Source organism: Streptomyces sp. NPDC003379 (assembly GCF_053589195.1).
Genome location: NZ_JBSFRK010000019.1, coordinates 36,974 through 57,372 on the forward strand (window position 1 = coordinate 36,974; position 20,399 = coordinate 57,372).

The window sequence follows — 20,399 nt, forward strand, 5'->3', positions numbered from 1 at the left end:
CGGTCGACGGTGCCGCCCGATACGAGCCTCGGCTCAGAGTTTCGTGTGCGGGCGGAGCATCTGTCCGGCCGCCAGTTCGCGGTACAGCGGGCTGCCGTCGAGGAGTTCCTCGTGACCTCCGCCCGCGGTGGCGCGCCCGTTGTCCAGGATGACGATCTGGTCGGCGTGCCGGACGGTGGAGAGCCGGTGGGCGATCACCAACAGGGCGCATTCCCGCGCGACGTCCTTCATCACCGTGGTGAGCGCGGTCTCGTTGATGGCGTCGAGGTGGGAGGTGGGCTCGTCGAGGAGGAGGAGTTCGGGACGGGCGAGCAGGGCGCGGGCCAGGGCGACGCGCTGGCGCTCGCCTCCCGAGAGAGTGTTGCCGCGGTCGCCCAGCAGGCCGGACAGGCCGCCCCGCAGCCGTCGTACGACATCGTCCAGCTGGGCCAGCTCGATGACGCGCCGCACCTCGTCCTCGGGGGCGTCCGGCACGGCGTAGGTGATGTTGTCGCGCAGGGTGCCGTGCACGACATGAGTGCTCTGGTCGACGACGGCGATCCGCTCGCGGCATTCCGCGCGGGTCAGTTCGGTGGCGGGCCGCCCGTCGAAGAGGAGGTCTCCGGAGTCGGGTTCGTAGAACCGGGCCACCAGAGCGAAGAGTGTGCTCTTCCCGGCACCCGACCGGCCGACCAGGGCGGTCTGGCTCCGGTGCGGAACCGAGAAGGTGACGCCGCGCAGGACCGGCCGGTCGGGGTCGTAGCCGAAGGTGAGATCCCGCAGCGCGAGGGCGGGCTCCTCGTTCGAAGCGGCTCGCCCGGCCGCCACGCACGTGCGCGCCCGCGCGGTCGGGCGCCCGGGGCATGAGGGCTCCACGGGCAGGTTCAGTGCCTGTTCGATGCGCTGGTAGGCGCCCATGCCGCGCTGGATCAGGCCGACCGCGCGGAACACCGACGACAGGGGCAGCACGAGGTAGGAGGCGTACAGCAGAAAAGCAACCAGGTCGCCGAGGGAGTTGGCGTGGCCGGTGACGCGCAGGCCGCCGATGACCAGGACGAGCAGGAAGGAGCCCTGGACCGCGAGCTCGACCGCCGGGCTCATCAGCGACGCGAGCTTCGCGGTCCGTACGCCCGCGTCGTGGGCGGAGTCGATGCGTTCGCCGACGCGCTGTGCCTCGCGGTCCTCGGCCCGGTGGACGCGGACCATCGGCAGCGCGCCGAGCGCGCGCTCCAGATCGGCGGCGATCGCGCCGACGGAGCTCTGCATGTGCTCGGAGGCGGCGCGGATGCCCTTCAGCAGGGAAGCCACGACCGCGGCCGCGGTGGCCACGGTCAGGGCGACCAGGACGAGCAGCAACGGATCGATCCACATCATCAGGCCGATCGCGCCGACCGCGACGAGGGCTCCCGTGACGAGGTCGACGAGAGCCTGCGAGACCACCTCCCTGAGCAGGGTGGTGTCGGCGGTCACGCGGGAGATCAGGTCGCCGGTGCGGTGGCGGTCGTACTCCCGCATCTCCAGCCGCAGCAGACCCGCCACCAGGCCGTGGCGGAGTTGGCGTACGACCCTCTCACCCATGCGTTCCAGGACGAAGCGGCCGATCGCGCCGGTGGCCGCTTCGCCGATGAACAGCACGGCCAGGAGGAGCAGCAGTGGCCAGTACGCCCGTCCGTGGCCGCCCGCGTCCACGATCTGCTTGGCGACGAGAGGCTGGGCGAGCCCGAGGACGGAACCCACGAGGGTGAGCACTGTGGCCACGACGATGGAGGCCCGATGCCCGGTGGTGAGCCGGTACATGGTGGCCACCGCGGCCCGTGTCGAGCGGTCCGGCGCCTCCGCCCGGGGGTCCGTCATGGGCGGGGCGGCCGGTTCGCGGTCATGGGCGCCACCGCGAGCAGCCGCGCGAAGTAGTCGTCGGGCATGTGTTCGCCGATGGACCGGCCCTCCGCCTCGATCCAGGCGTGCGCGTTGAAGGGAGGCACCACGCTCGCCCCGGTGCACCACGTGGGCCAACCACCCGACAGCCGGCAGAGCAGGGCCGCGCCCAGAGAGCGGGGCAGACACCCCTTCGGGCCGGCGCAGAGCAGGCTGGCCGCGCACATCGCGTCCCGGGCGTTCTTCGCCTGCACGGCGGTGGCCGGCGAGGCTCCCCGGCGTACGACACCGAGGACGGCGCGGATCCGGCGCGGGGGCAGCAGCGAGAGTGCGACGGCCGGGAGCAGCACGAGGCGGGCGGCCACGCGCCGGCGGAAGGGGACGCCGGTGGGCCGCTCCAAGGCGCTCGGTGTCGTCATGAGGCGAGCCCCGACTCGCGCAGTTCCTCTACGAGAGCCGCGACGTCCTGCTCCGCGCGGGCCCGGCCGATGTCGAACTCCGTGACGAGCGCGTCGACGGCCGCCGCTTCCCCGCCGCCGTCGAGGAGGGTCTTCACGACCAGGGTGCCGGTGGGGTTGAGCTCCCAGTAGTCGCCGCTGCGCTGGTCCAGGAGGACTGTGCCGTAGTCGGTCTCCGCGGTGGAGACATCGGGGTCGAACCGCAGTGCCATGGTGGGTGACTGCCTTTCTCCGGTGGCGGGCCTAGCGGGTACGCGCGGGGGAGAGGCCACGCAGCCATACTTCGGTGGCGATGGTGGAGTAGAGGATGGCGTCGCGCAGCCCGGGGGCGGAGGGCCGCTGCGCGAGGCGGCGCAGCGCGTCGCCGTCGACCAGGCCGAGCTGTTCCAGCCGGGAGTTCTCCCACAGGGTCAGCAGGTCGGCGCGGTGCCGACGCAGTCCGTCGGCGGCGTCCATGGAGGCGGCGGCCTTCGTGGTGCGCCGCAGGCACGTCTCGGGCACGATGCCGCGCATCGCGGCGGTGAGGACGGGCTTGTACGCCCAGGGCGTGACGCGCTCGTCCGGCCGGATCGCGAGGCACGCCTCGATGACGCGGTCGTCCAGGAACGGCGATGCCATCGGTACACCTGCGCGGGCCGCCATGCGGTCCCACTGGCGGATGATGCGTGTGCACGAGCGGATCTGCTCCAGATCGGTGTGCAGGCCGCGGTCGGGGTGGAGCGGAGCGACTGTCGAAGCGGCCTCTCGCAGTGCCCGCTCGGCCATGCGTTCGGCGTCGGGGGTGACCCAGTCGAAGAGGCGTGGGGGCATGCCCCAGCCGAGGCTGGTGGTGACCGTGGCGGGGAGCGGGTAGCGCAGCTGACCGGCGGCGTCGGCGAGGAACTTCCCGTACGGGCGGGAGTCGGCCAGGGCGCGGACCGTCGCGCCGAGCGGCCACTGCCACAGGGCCCGGAAGCCGCGCAGCTGCCGCAGCGCGAACAGCGGGCGGCCGCGCGCCAGCCGGTGGTAGTACGCCTCTGAGCACCAGGCCACGTGGTCACCGCCGATGCCCGTCAGGTGCAGCCGACTGCCCAGTTCCGCCATTCTCGGCAGATGGTGCAGCACCCGTGAACGGTCCATGACGCCGATGGTCGGTTCGTCGAGCAGGTCGTCGATGCCCAGCAGACCGTCGTAGACCAGCGGCGAGGCGTCCGCGTCCCACACCACGTGCTCGACGTCCGGCAGGTGTTTCGTCGCCTGCTCGGCCCAGTACAGATCGGTGTCGGCGGGGTCGCGCCCCGGCCAGGTGCTGGCCACCACCTGGGCGGGGGACCGGTCGGCCAGGAAGCAGATGGAGGTGGAGTCCAGGCCGCCGGACAGGTCGCAACTGACCACGCCGCCTCGACGGGTACGGACGTCGACGGCCGCTGCGAGGGCCTCGCGGACCAGCGGGGCGCCGTCGGCGAGCGTACGGACCGGCTCCGGCGGGGTCCACCACCGCGAGTGGCGTACGGTCCGCCCGTCCGCGGCGACGATCAGCGCGTCCTGCGGTGGAACAGCGGTGACACCGCGCCAGAGGGACGTCTCGAAGAGCGGATAGGGGGTCGGCCACAGCAGCCGGACGGCGAGCTGTTCCTCGTCGGGGTCGTGGCCCAGCGCGGTGGCGAGGACATCGGCGCGCGTGGCGGCCACCGGCACGCCGTCCACGGCGGCGTGGAAGACCAGCCGGAGCCCGGACGCGGTGCCCTGCACCCTGAGCTGCTGGTCCAGGGCGGCGACGAGGTGGAAGCTGCCGGGCAGTGAGCGGGCCAACGTGTCCAGCTCCGCCGGATCGCGCAGCCGCCCCGCCCGAACCTCCAGTTCAGCGGCGTCGACGGGGCAGCAGCCGACCACGGCGAGGGCGGCGCGGCCGACGTGCGCCGTGACGATCTCCTCGTCGTCCCACTGCCCCACCAGCCACGGCCGACCGGAAGAGTGCTTGAGGACGCGTGCTCCGGGGTGGGCGAAGGAGCGGGCCACGGCGGCCGCGTCCGCACGGTCGCTGAAGACCGTGAAGTGCGCGTCGCCGGGGCCCGTCCCCGCACTCTCGTGCAGTTCAGTCATGACGTCGGGTCAGAAACCGTCGGTCGTCAGTTCTTGCTCAGGACGAGTCGGTCGTTGCCGGCACGCTGCAGCAGTCCGGTCTTCTTCCGGAACGTCCCGAGCCGGACGAGCGCCGGCGCTTCGTAAGCCTTCTTCATGACCTCTCCTCGGATAGAGGTTTGACGACCTCTTCCCTGGTCGGCGGCGCGCGGGGCTCCGCCGACCTGCTCGGGGCCCATCGGGGACCCCGGGGCGAGGAAGTGGTCGCAGCACCCAGCTATGTGCATAACCGGAAGGCGTGACAAGACCACGAAAGAAAGTACGACAATATGAAAAAGTAGAGACAGGGGCCTGAGCGCATCGCCAATCGCCGGTCTCGTCAAAAACCGAACAGCTGGTTGGCCGGTGTGCGAACAAGGGCAAAAACGTTTCGACCTGCGTGCCGACACCCTCGTGGCGGCCCTGCCGGAGAAAGCCGACGGCCATGGCCGGGGGGAGCCGACGGGGCGCACTCGGCTCTCGCCGCACGCTCCATCTTCTTCGCCCCTCCGCCGCGATCCGGCGCCGAGGCGTGGGGTGCTCGGTGGGTCCGAGCCCTCCTGTGTTCATCGCGGCGCGCCGGACCCGGCCGTCGGCAGGTAGCGCGGTGCTCGCCAGGCCTTCAACCGGTGTTCCACCGCGGCTCCCAGGGACAGGAGTTTGGCGTCCTGCTGGTCACCGGCCATCAGGAGCAGGCCGACCGGCAGTTCGTTCACGGACCCGGCGGGCACCGAGAGGGCCGGGTATCCGGCGACGGCTGCCGGCGTGGAGGACGGGATGACGTCGTTGTCGCCGCGCGCGCAGTCGGTTGTCCAGGCGGGCGGGTTCGTGGGCGCGGCGATGGCGTCCAGGCGGTGGGCGGCCATGGTCTCGTCGAGGGAGCGCCGGGAGAGGCTCTTCAGTTCGGCGCGCATCGCCCGGTACTTGGAGTCGGTGGTGGGCGGTGCGGCGAGGGCCTGTTCGAACAGCTCCTGGCCGGCGAAGCAGGTCTGTTCCGCGGGGTGGGTGCGGTTGAACTCGATCAGCTCGGCGAGGTTCCGGGGTCCTTCGCGCGTGCCGAGGTAGGCGTCGATGTCCCGGTGGAACTCGCTGAGCAGCGCCGGGAATTCGAGCTCGGCGAGCCGCGCCTGGTACGGGGGTGTCACCTCGACGACCACGGCTCCGGCCTTGCGCAGCTTCTTCGCCGTCCGGGTCATCACCGCGTCCACGTCGGATCCGAGCGAGGGCAGGCGCCACAGGCCGATCCGCTTGCCGCGGAGGCTGCTGCCTCCCTGGTCCGCCACCGCGTCCTTGGCCGGGAGGCCAGGCGGTCCGGGGCGGCTCTGGAGGCCCGGGAGACCTTCCAGGCCACCAGAGCGAGTGCCGTCACCACGTGAGTCCTCGCGACCGCTCAGCACCGAGAGCGTGAGCGCGGCGTCGATCACGTTGCGCGCCATGGGCCCGGCCGCGTCCTGCTCGGCAGAGATCGGCACCACGCCCGACTGGCTGACCAGACCGAGGCTGGGCTTGTGGCCGACGACGCCGTTCATCCCGGCCGGGCACACGATGGAGCCGTCCGTCTCGGTGCCGATCGCCACCTGCGACAACGACGCGGCGAGCGCGGCGGCGGAGCCGGACGACGATCCGCACGGATTCCGGTCGAGGACGTACGGGTTGTTGGTCTGTCCACCCACCGCCGACCACCCCGATGTCGGCTTCGCGCCGCGGAAGTTGGCCCATTCGGACAGGTTGGTCTTGCCGAGGATCACCGCCCCCGCCTTCCGTAGTCGGGTCACCAGTGCGGCATCGGAGTGGGGTGGGCTCCCGGCGAGCGCGAGCGACCCGGCCGTCGTCGGCATGTCACGGGTGTTCACGTTGTCCTTGAGCAGAACGGGGATGCCGTCCAGCGGCCCAAGGGTCTTACCACGTCGGTGCCTGACGTCGCTGTCGGCCGCCTGGCGCAGGGCCGCCGGGCTGGTACGCAGCACCGAGTGGATCTTGGGATCGATGTTCTCGATCCGCCGCAGGTAGGCCCGGGTCAGCGTCGACGAGGTCAGCGAACCGTCCGCCATGCGAGCCTGTAACTTCGGAATCGTCACGGTGTCCAGGTCGATCCCCGGAGCGAGTGGTGACCCGGCGAGTGGCGGCGAACTGTCGGCGCCATGCTCGGCTACTTGCGCACCGGCATGCGGTACGCCCGTCAGAAGGGACCCCGCGACAAGCGCGGTGGTCATTGCGGCAATGCTCCTCTTTCCCATGGGGGTCAGCGGACTACACGGGCACCGTCCGACGCAAGGGTGTGGGGCTTCCGTGGATCGTCCGCTCAGGCTCGCGCTGATGGGTTTTCCGGCTCCGACGTGAGCCACGCGGCATGAAGCCGCGGGACCGGTTCAGACAAGGGCGGGCATCCCACCCGTTGGAGTACCGTATGGCCGCTCTGGACGGCGGCCGGAACGTCGTTGAGGACCTCGTCGTGCAGTTCCGTCCAGGAGTGGCAGGCGAACGGCGCGCCGATCGGCGAACGCTGCCGGGCGATCACGGTCTCGGCCGGCACCCCGAGTGCCGACAAGTGGACGGCAAGCGCGGACGACCTGGTCAGGCACAGCGCGTCGGGGTCGAACAGCCGTACCACTGTGGGGTTCAGCTGGAAGTAGACGCCCTCGGCGGTGTCCAGGAGCACCCCCGTACCGTCGGCGGGGTCAAAGACTGTCTGCTCCGCCAGTTGGATCAGCGGCATTTCGGTCTCCTCTCGCGAGGTCCGGAGCACGCGCGTGCCCATCGCTCCGTGGGCGCGGGGCGTTACTCCCTCGGCACCGGGGCGAGCTTGTGCGCCAGGTCGCGCAGGAACAACTCGACCATGGCCGTACACAGCAAATTCTCCGCGTTGCGATGCAACGCGCGCGGGTCGGCGAGGACGGCGGCCAGGCGGCGCGGATCGATGACGCCCAGGACGGTCAGCCGGGCGTCGGACCGCCGGGTACGTCCGCGACGGCGTCCGGATGGCGCAGGCACCACGTCTCGTCCGGCGATCCGAGCCAGTCCTGCCCATAGTGCCGCCACACGAGGGAGGGAAGACCCCGGCGGGCGGCGACGAGACGCAGCACGGGCTTGTCGATGGTCCGGTCGGCGTGGGGGATCACCCGGTAGGCGTTCGGCAGCCGGGCCGCCATCCGGCGCAGTTCCCTGCCGCCCCAGGGCTTGGCGCAGTGGATGCCGTACGGCCACCAGACCGTCATGTTCCGGATGCGCTCCTGCGCGGCGGAGTCCGGTTCGTAGCGTTCGGCGTCGGCGTCGGGAACCCGGAACCGGGACGAGGAAGTCGCTCGCGCGCTCGGTCTCGGCGGTCGCTTCCGCGCCGTCGTAGAGCGAGTGGCCGGGGCGGATACTGCGGGCGACCCTGTCAGCTCCCACGGCGCCGTTCTGCTGGCCACCGCGGGCGTCGTCGGGCTGCCCTACCAAGCCCGTACTGCTCCTGACGCTGCTCGCCACCATGGCGCTGACGTCGTTGTCCTCACCGTCCTGGCGGCGGCACCGGCCCTCGGCATCCGCAGCGTGGAGTCCTTCCACATCCTGCTGACGTCAGGACCGGCGGCCCACGGCCGACGTCAGCGGCAGGACGATGGCCGTGGCGGCGATCCCGTCCCGGACGATCCACTGACCCGAGAACACCTTCAGCTCGACGCCCTCCACCACGGGCCCCTCGACGAGCAGCCGCGCGGTGAACGTGCCGTCCGGCTCCAGCTCCACGTGGGCGTCCTCGAAACCGAGCCAGCGCCCGGTGAGGGGGAACCACGTCTTGTAGACGGACTCCTTGGCACTGAACAGCAGACGGTCCCAGGGCGTGCCCGGATACCGGGCGCCGAGCCGGGCGAGCGCCGCACGCTCCGTCTCGTCGGCGATCAAGGTCAGGACGTCCGGGTCGCGCAGCGGCTCGCCCGGCTCCGCGTCGACGCCGAGCGAGGTCACCTCACCGGCACGGGCCACGACCGCCGCGCGGTACCCGGCGCAGTGCGTCATGCTGCCGACGACACCGGCCGGCCAGCGGGGCGCGCCGCGCTGCCCCGGCAGGATCGGGGCGGGCGGCACGCCGATGAGGTTCAGCGCGGTCCTGGCGCAGTGGCGCACGGTGGTGAACTCGTTGCGCCGCTTGGCCACCGCGTTCGCCACCACCGCCTCCTCCTCGGGGAAGAGCACGGCGTCGGCGGGGTCGTCATGTGTCTCGACGACGGTGACCGGCACGGCGGCCAGCAGGGATGCCAAGGGGCCCGAGGCTTCCGGGGTTTGGCGCACGGGTATCGAGGGTGACGTCACGAGAGATCACCGTACCGGGCAGAGGCCACGCGCGCGTGGACAGTGACCTGTGCCACCCCGCGCCGCTCCCGGTGCGGGCGGCGCCCGGCGAGCGCCTACGCTGGCGTGATGCAGGACGAGTACCGCACAGTGGCCCGCGAGGGCGTGCACGAGACCGAGATCAACCGTTCGCGGTTCCTGTGCGCCCTGGCACCCGCGGCCACCGAGCGGGAGGCCCAGGACTTCGTCGCGCGCGTCCGCAAGGAGCACCCGACGGCCACCCACAACTGCTTCGCCTACGTCATCGGGGCCGACGCGTCGATCCAGAAGGCCAGTGACGACGGCGAGCCCGGCGGCACGGCGGGTGTCCCGATGCTGCAGATGCTGACGCGCCGCGACATGCGGTACGTCGCCGCGGTCGTGACCCGCTACTACGGAGGCGTCAAGCTCGGCGCCGGCGGACTCATCCGCGCCTACGGAGGAGCGGTCGGCGAGGCGCTCGACACCCTCGGCACCGTCACCCGCCGCCGCTTCCGCCTCGCCACCGTCACCGTCGACCACCAGCGCGCGGGCAAGGTGCAGAACGATCTTCGGGCGGCGGGCCGTGACGTGCGTGACGTCCGCTACAGCGACGCGGTCACCATCGAGATCGCTCTGCCCGACGCCGACGTGGACGCCTTCCGGGGCTGGCTGGCCGACGCCACCGCGGGCAGCGCGGTGTTCGAGCTCGGGGGAGAGGCGTACGGGGACGCCTGACGCGCGGCGCCCCGCGAAGCCGGGGCCTTGGACGGGACGACGGTTACGGGAGTAGCCACCCGTGATGTCCGACCCGCCCGTTAGTCTCGGGGATCATGAGGCTGCTGCACACGTCCGACTGGCATCTGGGCCGCTCGTTCCACCGCGTGAACATGCTCGACGCCCAGGCCGCGTTCATCGGTCATCTGGCGTCGACCGTGCGCGAGCGCGAGGTCGACGCCGTCCTGGTGGCCGGGGACGTGTACGACAGGGCGGTGCCGCCGCTCGCGGCGGTCGAGCTCTTCGACGACGCGCTGCACCGCCTCGCGGACCTCGGCGTGCCCACGGTGATGATCTCCGGGAACCACGACTCGGCGCGCCGCCTCGGCGTCGGCGCGGGCCTCATCGACCGCGCCGGCATCCACCTGCGCACCGCCCCCGCCGCCTGCGCGGAGCCCGTGATCCTCACCGACGACCACGGGGACGTGGCGTTCTACGGCCTGCCCTACCTCGAACCCGCCCTGGTCAAGGACGAGTTCGGGGTGGAGAAGGCAGGCCACGAGGCGGTCATCGGCGCCGCCATGGACCGCGTGCGGGCCGACCTCGCCACCCGCGCGCGGGGCACCCGGTCCGTCGTGCTCGCCCACGCCTTCGTCAGCGGCGGCCAGGTCAGCGACAGCGAGCGGGACATCACCGTCGGCGGGGTCGCGGCGGTGCCCGCCGGCGTCTTCGAAGGCGTCCACTACGCGGCACTCGGTCATCTGCACGGCAGCCAGACGCTGGGGGCGCGCGTACGCTACTCCGGCTCCCCGCTGCCGTACTCCTTCTCCGAAGCCGACCACCGCAAGAGCATGTGGCTGGTCGACCTCGGCCCCGAGGGGCAGATCGAGGCCGAGCGCGTCGACTGCCCGGTGCCGCGCGCGCTCGCCCGCATCAGGGGCACGCTCGACGAGCTCCTCGACGACCCCGGCCTCGCGCGGCACGAGGAGGCGTGGGTGGAGGCGACCCTCACCGACGCGGTGCGCCCGGACGACCCCATGGCCCGGCTCTGCGAGCGGTTCCCGCACACCCTCAGCCTCGTCTTCGACCCGGACCGGGCCCCCGACGACCCGGACGTCTCGTACGCCCAGCGCCTCCAGGGCCGCAGCGACCAGCAGATCGCCGAGGACTTCGTCGCCCATGTGCGCGGCGCCGGGCCCGACACGCACGAGCAGGCGGTGCTGCGGTCCGCCTTCGACGCGGTCCGTACCGAAGACACCCTGCACGAGGTCGCCCGATGAGACTCCACCGGCTCCGCGTCACCGCCTTCGGACCCTTCGGCACCACCCAGGACATCGACTTCGACGAGCTGTCCGCAGCCGGGCTCTTCCTGCTGCACGGCCCGACCGGCGCGGGCAAGACCTCCATCCTCGACGCCGTCTGCTACGCCCTGTACGGGTCGGTGCCGGGAGCGCGGCAGGGCAGCGGACAGGGCATGTCGCTGCGCAGCGACCACGCGCGGCAGGGCACGCGCACGGAGGTGTGCCTTGAACTCACCGTCGCCGGGCGCCGCCTGGAGATCACCCGTCAGCCGCCGTGGGCGCGGCCCAAGAAGCGGGGCACGGGCACGACCACGGAGAAGGCGCAGAGCTGGCTCCGCGAAGGCACGCGGGCTGACGGTTGGAAGGAACTGAGCCGGTCCCACCAGGAGATCGGCGAGGAGATCAGCCAACTGCTCGGCATGAGCAAGGAGCAGTTCTGCCAGGTCGTGCTGCTGCCCCAGGGCGACTTCGCGCGCTTCCTCCGCGCGGACGCGGAGGCGCGCGGCAAGCTGCTCGGGCGGCTCTTCGACACGCGCAGGTTCGCCGCCGTCGAGCAGCGGCTCGCCGAGCAGCGGCGCACCACCGAGGCCGAGGTCAAGGACGGCGACGCGGCGCTCCTCGCCGACGCGCACCGCATGCAGCAGGCCGCGGCGGAGGGCGGCCGGGACGCCGAACTGCCGCTGCCCGACCTCGCGCCCGGCGACCCGGGCCTCGCGACCGAGGTCCTCGCCTGGGCCGCCGTGGCCCGCGCGGGAGCCCGTGAGCGCCTCACCATCGCGCACTGCGCGCTCACCGCCGCCGAATCCGCGCAGGCCGCCGCGGAACGCCGACTGGGGGACGTACGCGAACTCGACCGGCTGCAGACCCGGTTCGCCGAGGCGCAGGAGCGCGCCGCGCGGCTCCACGCGCGCGAGCCGGAGCAACGGGAGTACGAGCAGCGCCTGGAGCGGGCGCGCAAGGCCGAGACCGTCGCGCCCGCGCTCGGGCTGCGCGAGGCCGCCGAGGCGGAGCACCGCCGGGCCACGCAGGAGGAGGCACGCGCGCGTGGACACCTCCCCCCGACGTTCGAGGCCGCCGGCGCGTCGGGGCTCGCCGCCGCCGCGCGCAAGGCCGCCGAGGAGCTGGGCGGCCTCGGCTCCGCCCGGCGTGCCGAGCAGCGGCTCGCCGACATCACCGCGGAGCGCGCGGCGCTGGACCGGCAGGAGCGCGCCGACGACGATCTGCTGCAGGACGCGGCGGGCTGGCTCGACGGCTGGGAGGCGACCCGGGCCGCCCTTCAGGAACGCGTCGAATCCGCCCAGGAAGCCGCGACGCACGCCGAGCGCCTGGCGGGCCGCCTCGAACCCGCCCAGGACCGCCTGGACGCGGCCCGCCGCCGCGACCGGCTCGCCCAGGACGCGGCGGCGGCCAAGGACCGCGCCCTCACCGCACGCGAACACGCCACCGCCACGCACGAACACTGGCTCGCCCTCAAGGAACAGCGCCTCACCGGCATCGCCGCCGAACTCGCCGCGCACCTGACGCACGGCGAACCGTGCGCGGTGTGCGGGGCGACGGAACACCCAGCCCCCGCACGGAAGACCGCCGGGCACGTGGACCGTGGCGCCGAGGAGGCAGCACTCGCCGCCCACCGCGCGGCACTGGAGTCCCGCACGACCGCCGAGCGCGTACTCAGCGACGTACAGGCATCGCTGGCGGCGGCGACAGCGGCGGCGCGGGGCAGTGCGGGAGCGGAGGTCGACGGCTCCGTCGGCGCGCACGGGGGCGCGGGGTCGGTCGTCGGCGAACTCGCGGCGAAGGCGGTGGCGTGGGGCGGCGTGGGAGCGGAGGTCGACGGTCCCGCCGACGCGTATGGGGATATGGGGCCGACCGTCGACGGACTCACGACGACGGCGTGGGGCGGCGTGGGAGTGGAGCCCGGGGGCCCCGTCGGCGCGTATGGGGATACGGGGCCGACCGTCGACGGACTCGCGGCGGCGCGGGGCAGTGCGGGAGCGGAGGTCGGCGGCTCCGTCGGCCCGCAGGCGGACAAAGAGCCGACCGTCGATGAACTCGCCGCGGCCGTCGAGGAGTTGCGCCGGGCCCACGCCGAAGCCCGCGACCGCGCCTCCGGGCTGCACGCCGCGCGGGAAGCGCTCGCGCAGGCCGGGCGCGAGTACGACCGCAGGGTCGCCGGGCAGCAGGAGGCCGCGCGTCGCGCCGCGTCACGGGCCACCCTGCGTGACGTGCTCGACCGCGAACAGGCCTCCTTGAGTGCAGAGTTGACCCACGCACGTGGGACCACCGGCAGCGTCGCGGCCCGCGCCGCCCAGCTGGAGCGGCAGACCGCACTGCTCACCGAGGCCGCGGATGCCGCGCGCGTCGCCGACGACACGGCGGAGCGCCTCAAGGCGGCCGACGCGCGACTCGCCGACGCTGCCTTCCGCGCCGGGTTCGACACGCCGGAGACCGCGGCCGCCGCCCTTCTCGACGACGCCCGGTACCGCGAGCTCCAGCACCGCATCGACGCCTGGCGCAACGAAGAGGCCGCGGTGCGTTCCGTCCTCGCCGAGCCGGACACGGCAGACGCCGCGCGGCAGCCGGCCGCCGACCTCCCGGCGGCGCGGGCCGAGGCCGAGGCGGCGGGGCGGCGGCTGCGGGCCGCCGCGTCCACGCGCGACGCCGCGGCACGGCGCTGCGCCGAACTCGACCGGCTCTCCGCCCGCACCATCGCGGGGACGCGCAGGCTGGCGCCCCTGCGCGCCGCCTACGACCGGGTGGCGCGGATGGCCGCACTGGCCGCGGGCACCTCGGCGGACAACGAACGCCGGATGCGCCTGGAGTCGTACGTGCTGGCCGCCCGCCTGGAACAGGTCGCCGCCGCCGCGACGGTCCGGCTGCGGCGGATGTCGTCCGGGCGCTACACCCTCGTGCACTCCGACGACCGCTCCGGACGCGGCCGTTCGGGGCTCGGCCTGCACGTGGTCGACGCGTGGACGGGCCGCGAGCGCGACACGGCGACCCTCTCGGGCGGCGAGACGTTCTTCGCCTCACTGGCGCTCGCGCTGGGCCTCGCCGACGTGGTCACCGACGAGGCGGGCGGCGTACGGCTCGACACGCTCTTCATCGACGAGGGCTTCGGCAGCCTCGACGACCAGACCCTGGACGAGGTGTTGGACGTCCTCGACTCGCTGCGCGAACGGGATCGCAGCGTCGGCATCGTCAGCCACGTCGCGGATCTGCGGCGGCGGGTGCACGCGCAGTTGGAGGTCGTGAAGGGGCGCGACGGTTCGACTGTCCGTCAACGGGGCGGGGCCTGAGGACTCAGGGGTCAGTTCAGAGTTCTGCTGGTCTATGACCGAGCGCACTTCGCTCAGGACGGAGTCATGGACGGTCAGGGCTGATGCAGGGCGGCGGCCACGAGGCCTTCGAGGGCCTCGCGCGGTACTTCGCCTCCGCATACAAGCCGGTCGAAGACCAGACCGTCGATGCAGGACAGCAGCGTGTGCGTGCGGTTCTCGACGTCCGTCACGCCGTGCCCGGCGAGGAACAACCGAACGGCCTCGCGGCCGGCGTTCTCGCGGGGTACGAGGATCTCCCGCAGTTCCGGGTCCCGCGCGCTCTCGACGGCGCAGGCGAAGCGGGCGAGTGAGCGGCGGCGGCCCTCGCCGGTGAGTCGCTGGTGGATGAGCAGCGTCATGCTGTTCGCCAGGTCCTCGGCAGTGCGGAGGGGTGGGAGCTGCTCCGCTGTTGTTTGTAGTTCTGCCTGGTCGAGTTGGACCAGGCGTGTCACGAGTGCGGTGAGCAGTGCGGCCCGGGTGCGGAAGTATGCCGACGTGGTGCCGGGCGGCATACCCGCTTGGCGGTCCACCGCGCGGTGGGTCAGGCCGCGGATCCCTTCGTCGGCGAGTACGTCGAGAGCCGCGTCCGCGAGGAGGGTGCGCCGATCCGTAGCCATGGTTCCTTTCTACACCTGTAGTACTTCGGATAAGGTCATCTTCTACAGATGTAGAAGAAGTGGGGGCTCACCATGGGCAATACAGCAGTAGTCGTCGGAGGGGGCATCGGCGGGCTGGCCGCCGCGATCGGTCTGCGCCGCGTCGGCTGGGAGGTGAGGGTCGTCGAGCGTGCGCCTGTGCTCGACGACGTGGGGGCGGGCATCTCACTGGCCGCCAACGGCCTTCGAGCACTGGACGAACTCGGCGTGGGCAAGACGGTGCGGGAAGCGTCGCGGGGCCAGTACAGCGGCGGCACCCGCACGCCGGGGGGCGGTTGGCTGGCCCGGATGGACGGCGCGGCGCTGGAGAAGGCGGTCGGCACGCCGATCATGGGTATACCTCGCGCCACCTTGCACCGGCTGCTGCGCGAGGCCCTGCCCGCCGAAACACTGCTGATCGGCTCCGAGGCCGACTCGGTCCAGCAGGTCGGGCCCGGGGCGGTTCGAGTCGGCTGCGGCGAGACGGTCCTGGACGCCGATTTGGTGGTGGCGGCCGACGGCATCGGCAGCAAGGTCCGCGACCGTCTCTTTCCCTCGCATCCCGGTCCGGTCTACAGCGGCTCGACCGTACTGCGTGCCATCACCGAGCACGCGGTCGAACTGCGCACCGACTTCGAGTTGACCTGGGGGCACGGCGCCGAATTCGGGCACATCGCCTTTCCTGACGGGCGCGCCGAGTGGCACGCGGTCCTCAGCCTTCCCGCCGGGACGCGGTTCGCCGACCCCCTTGCCGAATTGCGCCGACGGTTCCACAACTGGCACGACCCGATCCCCGCCCTGCTCGACGCGGTCCGGCCCGACGCCGTGCTGCACCACGACGTCAACGAACTGCGCACGCCGCTTCCCTCGTACGCGGTCGGCCGGATCGCGTTGCTCGGTGACGCGGCGCACGCGATGACCCCCAACCTGGGACAGGGCGCCTGCCAGGTGCTGGAGGACGCGGTCACCCTGGCCGCCGCGCTCACCGTCGAGCCCACCGTGGAAGCGGCGCTCGCCCGGTACGACGCCGAGCGCCGACCGCGCAGTCAAGCCGTCGCACGCGCCGCCCGGCAGGCGGGGCGGATGGGCCAGCAGCTCTCCCACCCATTGCCCGTCGCCCTACGCAACACCGCGATGCGGATGACCCCCTCCCGCGCTGCCGTACGCATGATCCTCCGGCATCACGACTGGGCCCCGCCGCACCTGAGCTGATCCGGGCGTCCGAGTGGCTGTTGACCTTGTTCAGGACGGCTTGCGGGAGCGAGTGGCTCCGCTGCTCCCGCCTGAGGTGAGTACCAGACATGCCGACACGAAAAGAAACGCCCACTTGACCCGACGCAAGACGCGGGTGGCTACGGCAAGCCGCTGATGTGCCCGGCGTGCCGGGGCCCAGGGACGGCGCCACGAACGCCGGGACCGGCCGGGGCCGGAGTTCAGCGCACCGGGAAGCCGAAGGAGTAGCCCTGCTCCTTGAGCCGGGGGAGGAGGCGGCGCAGGGCCTCGACGGTCTGGGTACGGTCACCGCCCGCGTCGTGGAAGAGGAGCGTCGGCCCGCCTGGCAGCTCCCGTTCGACGGTGGCGACGATGGCGTCCGTGCCCGGACGTTCGAAGTCCTTGGTGTCCACGTTCCAGCCGAGCGGGCGCATGCCCCGGGATGCGGCGAGCTTGCGGCTGTACGGGGTGAAAGCGCCACCGGGGGCCCGGTAGTACATCGGCCGTACGCCCCCGGACGCTTTGGTGATCATGCGTTCGGCGTCGAGTATCTGCTGCGACTGGTAGCTCTTTGAATCCTTGTCCATGGCGGTGTTGTGCGACACCGAGTGGTCGCACAGCCGGTGCCCGGCCGCGACCACCTTCTTCACGAGGTCCGGGTGGGCCTGCGCCTGCGTCCCGACCATGCAGAACGTGGCCTTCACCCTGTACTCCCGCAGTACATCCAGCACTTGGGGGGTCCACACGGGGTCGGGGCCGTCGTCGATGGTGATGTTGACGCCGCGCGTCCCCTTCTCCGAGGCGTGCGCGATGGTCGCCGCGACCGGCTTGACGTCACTGCCGGGCGTGGCCGGCGCGGTCGCCTCGGGTGACGAGTCGCCCGTGGAACCGGCCTGCGCGGTCCATACCGAGGCGCCGGTGGCGAGCACCGTCACCCCGAGCGCCGCACCGATGACCTTGCCGTACCAGCTCCGCCCGCCGCCATGCCGTGCCATGCCCGCCCCTCTCACGCAGTCCCTCGCCGATCCCGGTCGCCGTGCGACCAACTGACAGGACGAGGGGCAGTGGCCAGGGGATGCGTCCGTTACCGATCACGGACAATTCCGTGAGAGTCCGCGGACAACTCGCCGCGAGCAGCGGGCGGGCGATGGCCTCGGTTGGACTCGGGGGTGGCCACGCGCCGGACTGGGCACGCGGGACCTACGGCGCTGCCACCCTGGTGAGCACCATGGACGGCGGCTTGTCGGGAGTGCGGAACTCCACCGTCCCTTGGCCGCTCGTGTAGAGCTGGATACCGCCGATCTCACCGAGTCCACCGTCATCGACCGTCAGGTAGACGAAGTCGCTGGACGAGCTGCTGTCGACGAACTCCCATCGGCCGCTGAAGTCGGCGGTGCCGGAGACCACGTATGTCGACACATCAGTGGCGGAGAACGTCCCGTCGGACCCGAGCAGGATCTCGCCGCCGGTCGCGTCGTTGCGGTACACGCCGGGCAGATCGTCGGTGTCGACCGAGTCCGTACACCCTGAGGTGAGTACCGCAGAAGCGGTCAGTGAGGCGACAAGCCACCGTCTGCCTGTCCCTCTGATCATCATGGCCCCAGCGTAGCGGCATCACGAACAGCCGAATCGTCACACTGGTCACGCCTCAACCGGACGGTGACCGGCACGGTCACGCGGGCCTGCCGAGCTACATCCCCAGCCGAACGCCCCGGGCATCCGCGATGACGTCCAGCGCCTCGACGTGCCATCCGTAGAGATGCGTGACCGTGAGGCAGTGGGTCAGCACGCGCTCGTGAGCCTCGTCGGTGCCGATCCGCAGCAGGCCGCGTACGGCGGTCTCCTTGGTGTCGGGATGCAAGTCGGCATCGAGCAGTGCCGCCAGGGGTGCGACGCAGTCGGGTGTGCCCCGCTCGCTCAGCGCGGCGGACGCGGTCTCCTGGGTCGGCGGCGCCGCCGCAAGCCGCCCCAGGGCGGCGGTCGCCTCGGTCTCGGGGCGGACGGCGAGCGCCGCGACCAGCTGGTCTGCCACGTCCTCGCGTACGTCGTCCACGAGCCGGACGAGGACGGGCACGGCCGGTGCGCCGATCCGGCCCAAGGCGTGCAGGGCGGCCCGTGCGACGTCGGGCTCGGAGCCGTGTGCGACGACCTCCCCGAGCGCCTGGACCGCCGCCCGCACCGGGAACCCGCCCAACGCCGTCACCGCCCGCCCCCGTATCGCCTCGTGCGGGGAGCGGGCGCAGGCCAGCACCACCGGCAGCGTGTCCGGCGCGCCGATCAGGCCGAGGGCCCGCACGGCGCGAGCGCGCACGGTGCCGGGCTGCTCCTCGTCCTCCGCCAAGGCGGCGAGCGGCGCGGCTCCCGCCAGGAGCCGAAGCGCGCCGAGCGCGTCCACGACGGAGGTGCGCACCGCCGTCGGGGCCATGTCGTCCGCCAGGACGGCCAGGAGCGACGGTACGGCGGCCGCGTACCGGGCCGCCCCCAACGTGCGTGCCGCGGCGCCCCGTTGAGCCGCCGGGCCTCCCGTGTCGGCGAGCAGGGCCAGGACCTCCCGCAGCGGCGGCTTGTGCAGGCCGGCGAGCAGGTCCGCCACCGCGTCGCCGATCCGCGCGTCGCCCAGCGCCTCCAGCAGGGCCCCGCTCGCCTCGGCCCCCGCACAGGCGGCGAGGGCCCGGGCGGCGGCCCGGCGCACGGTCGGTGCCGCCGCCTCCCACAGGTGGTGCCGGAGCAGGGCGACGTACGCGCCCCGGCCGGGTACGTCCACGCCGAAGAGGCCGGGCGCCTCCGCGACGCGGTCGCAGACGGCGGCCACGGCGTACGGCGGGCACGCGGCATCCCGCGGTGAGTGTGCCGCCGCGCGGAGCACCCCCCACAGATGCTCCCGGCCGTCCTCGGTCCTGGAGAGCAGGGCGGTCGCGAGGCGGCCCGTCTCGGGGTCCGGGTCGCGCTGCGTCTCGCGCAGGACCTCCTCGGCGGACGGGTAGCGGCGTCCGGGCGGCCAGGTGGCGGCGGGCAGCGCGTGCAGCGCCCTGACCGCGACCCGGCGCAGGTGCGTGTCCGAGGCTGGGGAGTGCACGAGGACGAGGAGCGCGGAGCCCGCGCGCGGGTCACCGATCGCGCCGAGCGTCCGCACCACGTGTTCGGCGTCGTCGGGCAGGTAGTGCCAGAGCGAGGCGAGGAGTGGCGTCACCGCCTCGCGCGGGCGCAGCCGGGCCAGCGCGTCGAGCGCCGGCATGGCCGTGGACCTGTAGCGGTCGGTCGCCACTTGGTCGAGTATGTCGAGCAGCCCGCGCACGGCGTCCGGTCCGCCGATGGCGGCCAGCGCCTCGCAAAGGGTCCGGTCCAGTTCCTCGTGGGTGTTCCGCACCTCGGGCAGCAGCCGCAGTAGTTCCGGCACCGCGCGTCGCTCCCGCAGTCGCCCCAGCGACGCGACGGCCTGCCACCGCATCCCCCGATATGGCTCGCCCTTCCGCCGGAGGCAAGTGAAGAGCGCCTCGACGACCTCCGGCGACCCCGCGCTGCCGCCCAGCAACTCTGTCGCCCGCGCCGCGACGCCATGGTCGTCGGACCGCGTGGCCCGGCACAGGCCCGCGACATCGCCCTCCATGCGCAGCCGCACCAGTTCGGCCCACGTCAACGCCTGCCCACTCACGCCTCCCCGCCGTCCCCGGGCTCCCGGTCCGACATCGCGACGTACACCGGCGTTCCGATGACGACCGCCAGCTCCCGCCCGTCCTCCCGCGTCACGGTGCCGCGCATCAACCGCCGCGCGAGGAATTCGCAGTACACCGGCGGCACGGTCAACGCTCCGGCGCACCGGGCCACTTCCTGCATGATGCTGTCGCCGCCCACTCTGTGCCTACGGGTCCGCCAGCGCACATTCATCTGGGACTCCCACTCGGGCGGGAAGTCCCGCAGCAGTCCGAACATCGACGGCAGCCCCGAGAAGCCGACCTTGTGCATGTCGGGCGCGATCTGGTAGCCGATCAAGTGGTGGGCCGACCCGATGAGCGCGACCAGCGTGTCGCCGTCCTCGCCCATCATCAGCGTCGGACCGTTCGCGTCGCCGTATCCCGCGATCCGCAGCCCCAGGTCCCCGCGGAACCAGGCCGTCGGCTCCGACATCCAGCCGACGTCGAACTCCCGCTCCAGATATGTCTCTACCAGATCGAGACGGTCGTACGTACTCGTGTCGGTACGTGGTGACTGCACAGCCACGCTTACGACCTTCAGGTCGACCTTGGCCTCGACGGCGAGGCGCCGCAGGAGCTTCGGCGGGATCTGCTCGTACAGCATGTCCACCTTGGCGGTGGAGACGTAGATGTAGTACCGCACGTGTCAGCCGCCCTCAGGGGCGGCGCCCCCGGCCGAGCGACAGGAAGGCGGACCATGGTACCGGGGTGTAGCTGGACTCGAACCACTCAAGTCCGGTGCCGCTGCTCATCGCTCTCCTAGTAACCGGTCCAACACGCCGTCGTGTCCTCGATGTTGAGGCATCGGCCCGCAGCATCCCAT

The 20,399-nt window shown here is 72.5% G+C and carries 19 protein-coding genes; 4 read left to right on the forward strand and 15 right to left on the reverse strand.

From position 1 onward, the window contains the following. Positions 1-33: 33 nt before the first annotated feature. The 10 genes from ACWDVB_RS20280 to ACWDVB_RS20325 form a co-directional block, all read right to left on the reverse strand. Positions 34-1,833: an ABC transporter ATP-binding protein gene (locus ACWDVB_RS20280; RefSeq protein ID WP_451514801.1), complete on the reverse strand. Its 1,800-nt coding sequence runs from the start codon at positions 1,831-1,833 to the stop codon at positions 34-36. After that, positions 1,830-2,273, reverse strand: coding sequence for a lasso peptide biosynthesis B2 protein (locus tag ACWDVB_RS20285; RefSeq protein ID WP_451514800.1), 444 nt, complete (start codon positions 2,271-2,273; stop codon positions 1,830-1,832). The genes ACWDVB_RS20280 and ACWDVB_RS20285 overlap by 4 nt, the downstream gene beginning before the upstream one ends. After that, a complete protein-coding gene (locus ACWDVB_RS20290; RefSeq protein WP_451514799.1) occupies positions 2,270-2,524 on the reverse strand; it encodes a lasso peptide biosynthesis PqqD family chaperone in 255 nt (84 codons plus the stop codon). Before ACWDVB_RS20290 ends, ACWDVB_RS20285 begins: the two co-directional genes overlap by 4 nt. Positions 2,525-2,555: 31 nt before the next feature. Continuing rightward, entirely contained in the window at positions 2,556-4,394 is a 1,839-nt protein-coding gene (locus tag ACWDVB_RS20295) for a lasso peptide isopeptide bond-forming cyclase (RefSeq protein WP_451514798.1), read from the reverse strand. Positions 4,395-4,420: 26 nt separating this feature from the next. Beyond that, entirely contained in the window at positions 4,421-4,531 is a 111-nt protein-coding gene (locus ACWDVB_RS20300; protein WP_451514797.1) for a keywimysin-related RiPP, read from the reverse strand. A 447-nt stretch (positions 4,532-4,978) separates the two neighbouring features. Then, positions 4,979-6,649, reverse strand: a complete 1,671-nt coding sequence (locus tag ACWDVB_RS20305; protein WP_451514796.1) for an amidase family protein — start codon at positions 6,647-6,649, stop codon at positions 4,979-4,981. 65 nt (positions 6,650-6,714) lie between these two features. Further along, positions 6,715-7,128, reverse strand: a complete 414-nt coding sequence (locus tag ACWDVB_RS20310) for a lasso peptide biosynthesis protein (protein ID WP_451514795.1) — start codon at positions 7,126-7,128, stop codon at positions 6,715-6,717. A gap of 62 nt (positions 7,129-7,190) precedes the next feature. Continuing rightward, the gene (locus ACWDVB_RS20315; RefSeq protein WP_451611982.1) at positions 7,191-7,403 is read right to left on the reverse strand and encodes a hypothetical protein; all 213 of its coding nucleotides are present in this window, start codon (positions 7,401-7,403) and stop codon (positions 7,191-7,193) included. Then, positions 7,346-7,627, reverse strand: a complete 282-nt coding sequence (locus tag ACWDVB_RS20320; RefSeq protein ID WP_451514794.1) for a hypothetical protein — start codon at positions 7,625-7,627, stop codon at positions 7,346-7,348. Before ACWDVB_RS20320 ends, ACWDVB_RS20315 begins: the two co-directional genes overlap by 58 nt. Before the next feature lie 343 nt (positions 7,628-7,970). Next, a complete protein-coding gene (locus ACWDVB_RS20325; RefSeq protein ID WP_451514793.1) occupies positions 7,971-8,651 on the reverse strand; it encodes a 4'-phosphopantetheinyl transferase family protein in 681 nt (226 codons plus the stop codon). A 159-nt stretch (positions 8,652-8,810) separates the two neighbouring features. On the opposite strand from ACWDVB_RS20325, the gene ACWDVB_RS20330 reads away from it, so the two are divergent. From ACWDVB_RS20330 to ACWDVB_RS20340, 3 genes are all read left to right on the forward strand, one after another. Then, entirely contained in the window at positions 8,811-9,437 is a 627-nt protein-coding gene (locus tag ACWDVB_RS20330) for a YigZ family protein (protein ID WP_451514792.1), read from the forward strand. A 95-nt stretch (positions 9,438-9,532) separates the two neighbouring features. After that, positions 9,533-10,696, forward strand: coding sequence for an exonuclease SbcCD subunit D (locus ACWDVB_RS20335; RefSeq protein WP_451514791.1), 1,164 nt, complete (start codon positions 9,533-9,535; stop codon positions 10,694-10,696). Beyond that, positions 10,693-14,016, forward strand: coding sequence for an AAA family ATPase (locus ACWDVB_RS20340; protein WP_451514790.1), 3,324 nt, complete (start codon positions 10,693-10,695; stop codon positions 14,014-14,016). The genes ACWDVB_RS20335 and ACWDVB_RS20340 overlap by 4 nt, the downstream gene beginning before the upstream one ends. A gap of 74 nt (positions 14,017-14,090) precedes the next feature. On the opposite strand, the gene ACWDVB_RS20345 is transcribed toward ACWDVB_RS20340, so the two are convergent. Next, a complete protein-coding gene (locus tag ACWDVB_RS20345; RefSeq protein WP_451514789.1) occupies positions 14,091-14,654 on the reverse strand; it encodes a TetR/AcrR family transcriptional regulator in 564 nt (187 codons plus the stop codon). A 72-nt stretch (positions 14,655-14,726) separates the two neighbouring features. Here ACWDVB_RS20345 and ACWDVB_RS20350 point away from each other — a divergent pair, with 72 nt between their 5' ends. After that, positions 14,727-15,884: an FAD-dependent monooxygenase gene (locus ACWDVB_RS20350; protein WP_451514788.1), complete on the forward strand. Its 1,158-nt coding sequence runs from the start codon at positions 14,727-14,729 to the stop codon at positions 15,882-15,884. A 221-nt stretch (positions 15,885-16,105) separates the two neighbouring features. On the opposite strand, the gene ACWDVB_RS20355 is transcribed toward ACWDVB_RS20350, so the two are convergent. The 4 genes from ACWDVB_RS20355 to ACWDVB_RS20370 form a co-directional block, all read right to left on the reverse strand. After that, positions 16,106-16,879, reverse strand: coding sequence for a polysaccharide deacetylase family protein (locus tag ACWDVB_RS20355; protein WP_451514787.1), 774 nt, complete (start codon positions 16,877-16,879; stop codon positions 16,106-16,108). Positions 16,880-17,084: 205 nt separating this feature from the next. Next, positions 17,085-17,480, reverse strand: coding sequence for a hypothetical protein (locus ACWDVB_RS20360; protein ID WP_451514786.1), 396 nt, complete (start codon positions 17,478-17,480; stop codon positions 17,085-17,087). Positions 17,481-17,574: 94 nt separating this feature from the next. After that, positions 17,575-19,536, reverse strand: a complete 1,962-nt coding sequence (locus ACWDVB_RS20365) for a HEAT repeat domain-containing protein (protein WP_451514785.1) — start codon at positions 19,534-19,536, stop codon at positions 17,575-17,577. Next, a complete protein-coding gene (locus ACWDVB_RS20370; protein ID WP_451514784.1) occupies positions 19,533-20,219 on the reverse strand; it encodes a DUF7019 family protein in 687 nt (228 codons plus the stop codon). The genes ACWDVB_RS20365 and ACWDVB_RS20370 overlap by 4 nt, the downstream gene beginning before the upstream one ends. Positions 20,220-20,399: the final 180 nt, after the last annotated feature.

What these genes read in the sequence shown, in the direction of transcription:
- ACWDVB_RS20280 (WP_451514801.1), bottom strand. Translation starts at nt 1,833, where the DNA reads ATGACGGACCCCCGGGCGGAGGCGCCGGACCGCTCGACACGGGCCGCG.
- ACWDVB_RS20285 (WP_451514800.1), bottom strand. Translation starts at nt 2,273, where the DNA reads ATGACGACACCGAGCGCCTTGGAGCGGCCCACCGGCGTCCCCTTCCGC.
- ACWDVB_RS20290 (WP_451514799.1), bottom strand. Translation starts at nt 2,524, where the DNA reads ATGGCACTGCGGTTCGACCCCGATGTCTCCACCGCGGAGACCGACTAC.
- ACWDVB_RS20295 (WP_451514798.1), bottom strand. Translation starts at nt 4,394, where the DNA reads ATGACTGAACTGCACGAGAGTGCGGGGACGGGCCCCGGCGACGCGCAC.
- ACWDVB_RS20300 (WP_451514797.1), bottom strand. Translation starts at nt 4,531, where the DNA reads ATGAAGAAGGCTTACGAAGCGCCGGCGCTCGTCCGGCTCGGGACGTTC.
- ACWDVB_RS20305 (WP_451514796.1), bottom strand. Translation starts at nt 6,649, where the DNA reads ATGGGAAAGAGGAGCATTGCCGCAATGACCACCGCGCTTGTCGCGGGG.
- ACWDVB_RS20310 (WP_451514795.1), bottom strand. Translation starts at nt 7,128, where the DNA reads ATGCCGCTGATCCAACTGGCGGAGCAGACAGTCTTTGACCCCGCCGAC.
- ACWDVB_RS20320 (WP_451514794.1), bottom strand. Translation starts at nt 7,627, where the DNA reads ATGACGGTCTGGTGGCCGTACGGCATCCACTGCGCCAAGCCCTGGGGC.
- ACWDVB_RS20330 (WP_451514792.1), top strand. Translation starts at nt 8,811, where the DNA reads ATGCAGGACGAGTACCGCACAGTGGCCCGCGAGGGCGTGCACGAGACC.
- ACWDVB_RS20335 (WP_451514791.1), top strand. Translation starts at nt 9,533, where the DNA reads ATGAGGCTGCTGCACACGTCCGACTGGCATCTGGGCCGCTCGTTCCAC.
- ACWDVB_RS20340 (WP_451514790.1), top strand. Translation starts at nt 10,693, where the DNA reads ATGAGACTCCACCGGCTCCGCGTCACCGCCTTCGGACCCTTCGGCACC.
- ACWDVB_RS20345 (WP_451514789.1), bottom strand. Translation starts at nt 14,654, where the DNA reads ATGGCTACGGATCGGCGCACCCTCCTCGCGGACGCGGCTCTCGACGTA.
- ACWDVB_RS20350 (WP_451514788.1), top strand. Translation starts at nt 14,727, where the DNA reads ATGGGCAATACAGCAGTAGTCGTCGGAGGGGGCATCGGCGGGCTGGCC.
- ACWDVB_RS20355 (WP_451514787.1), bottom strand. Translation starts at nt 16,879, where the DNA reads ATGGCACGGCATGGCGGCGGGCGGAGCTGGTACGGCAAGGTCATCGGT.
- ACWDVB_RS20360 (WP_451514786.1), bottom strand. Translation starts at nt 17,480, where the DNA reads ATGATGATCAGAGGGACAGGCAGACGGTGGCTTGTCGCCTCACTGACC.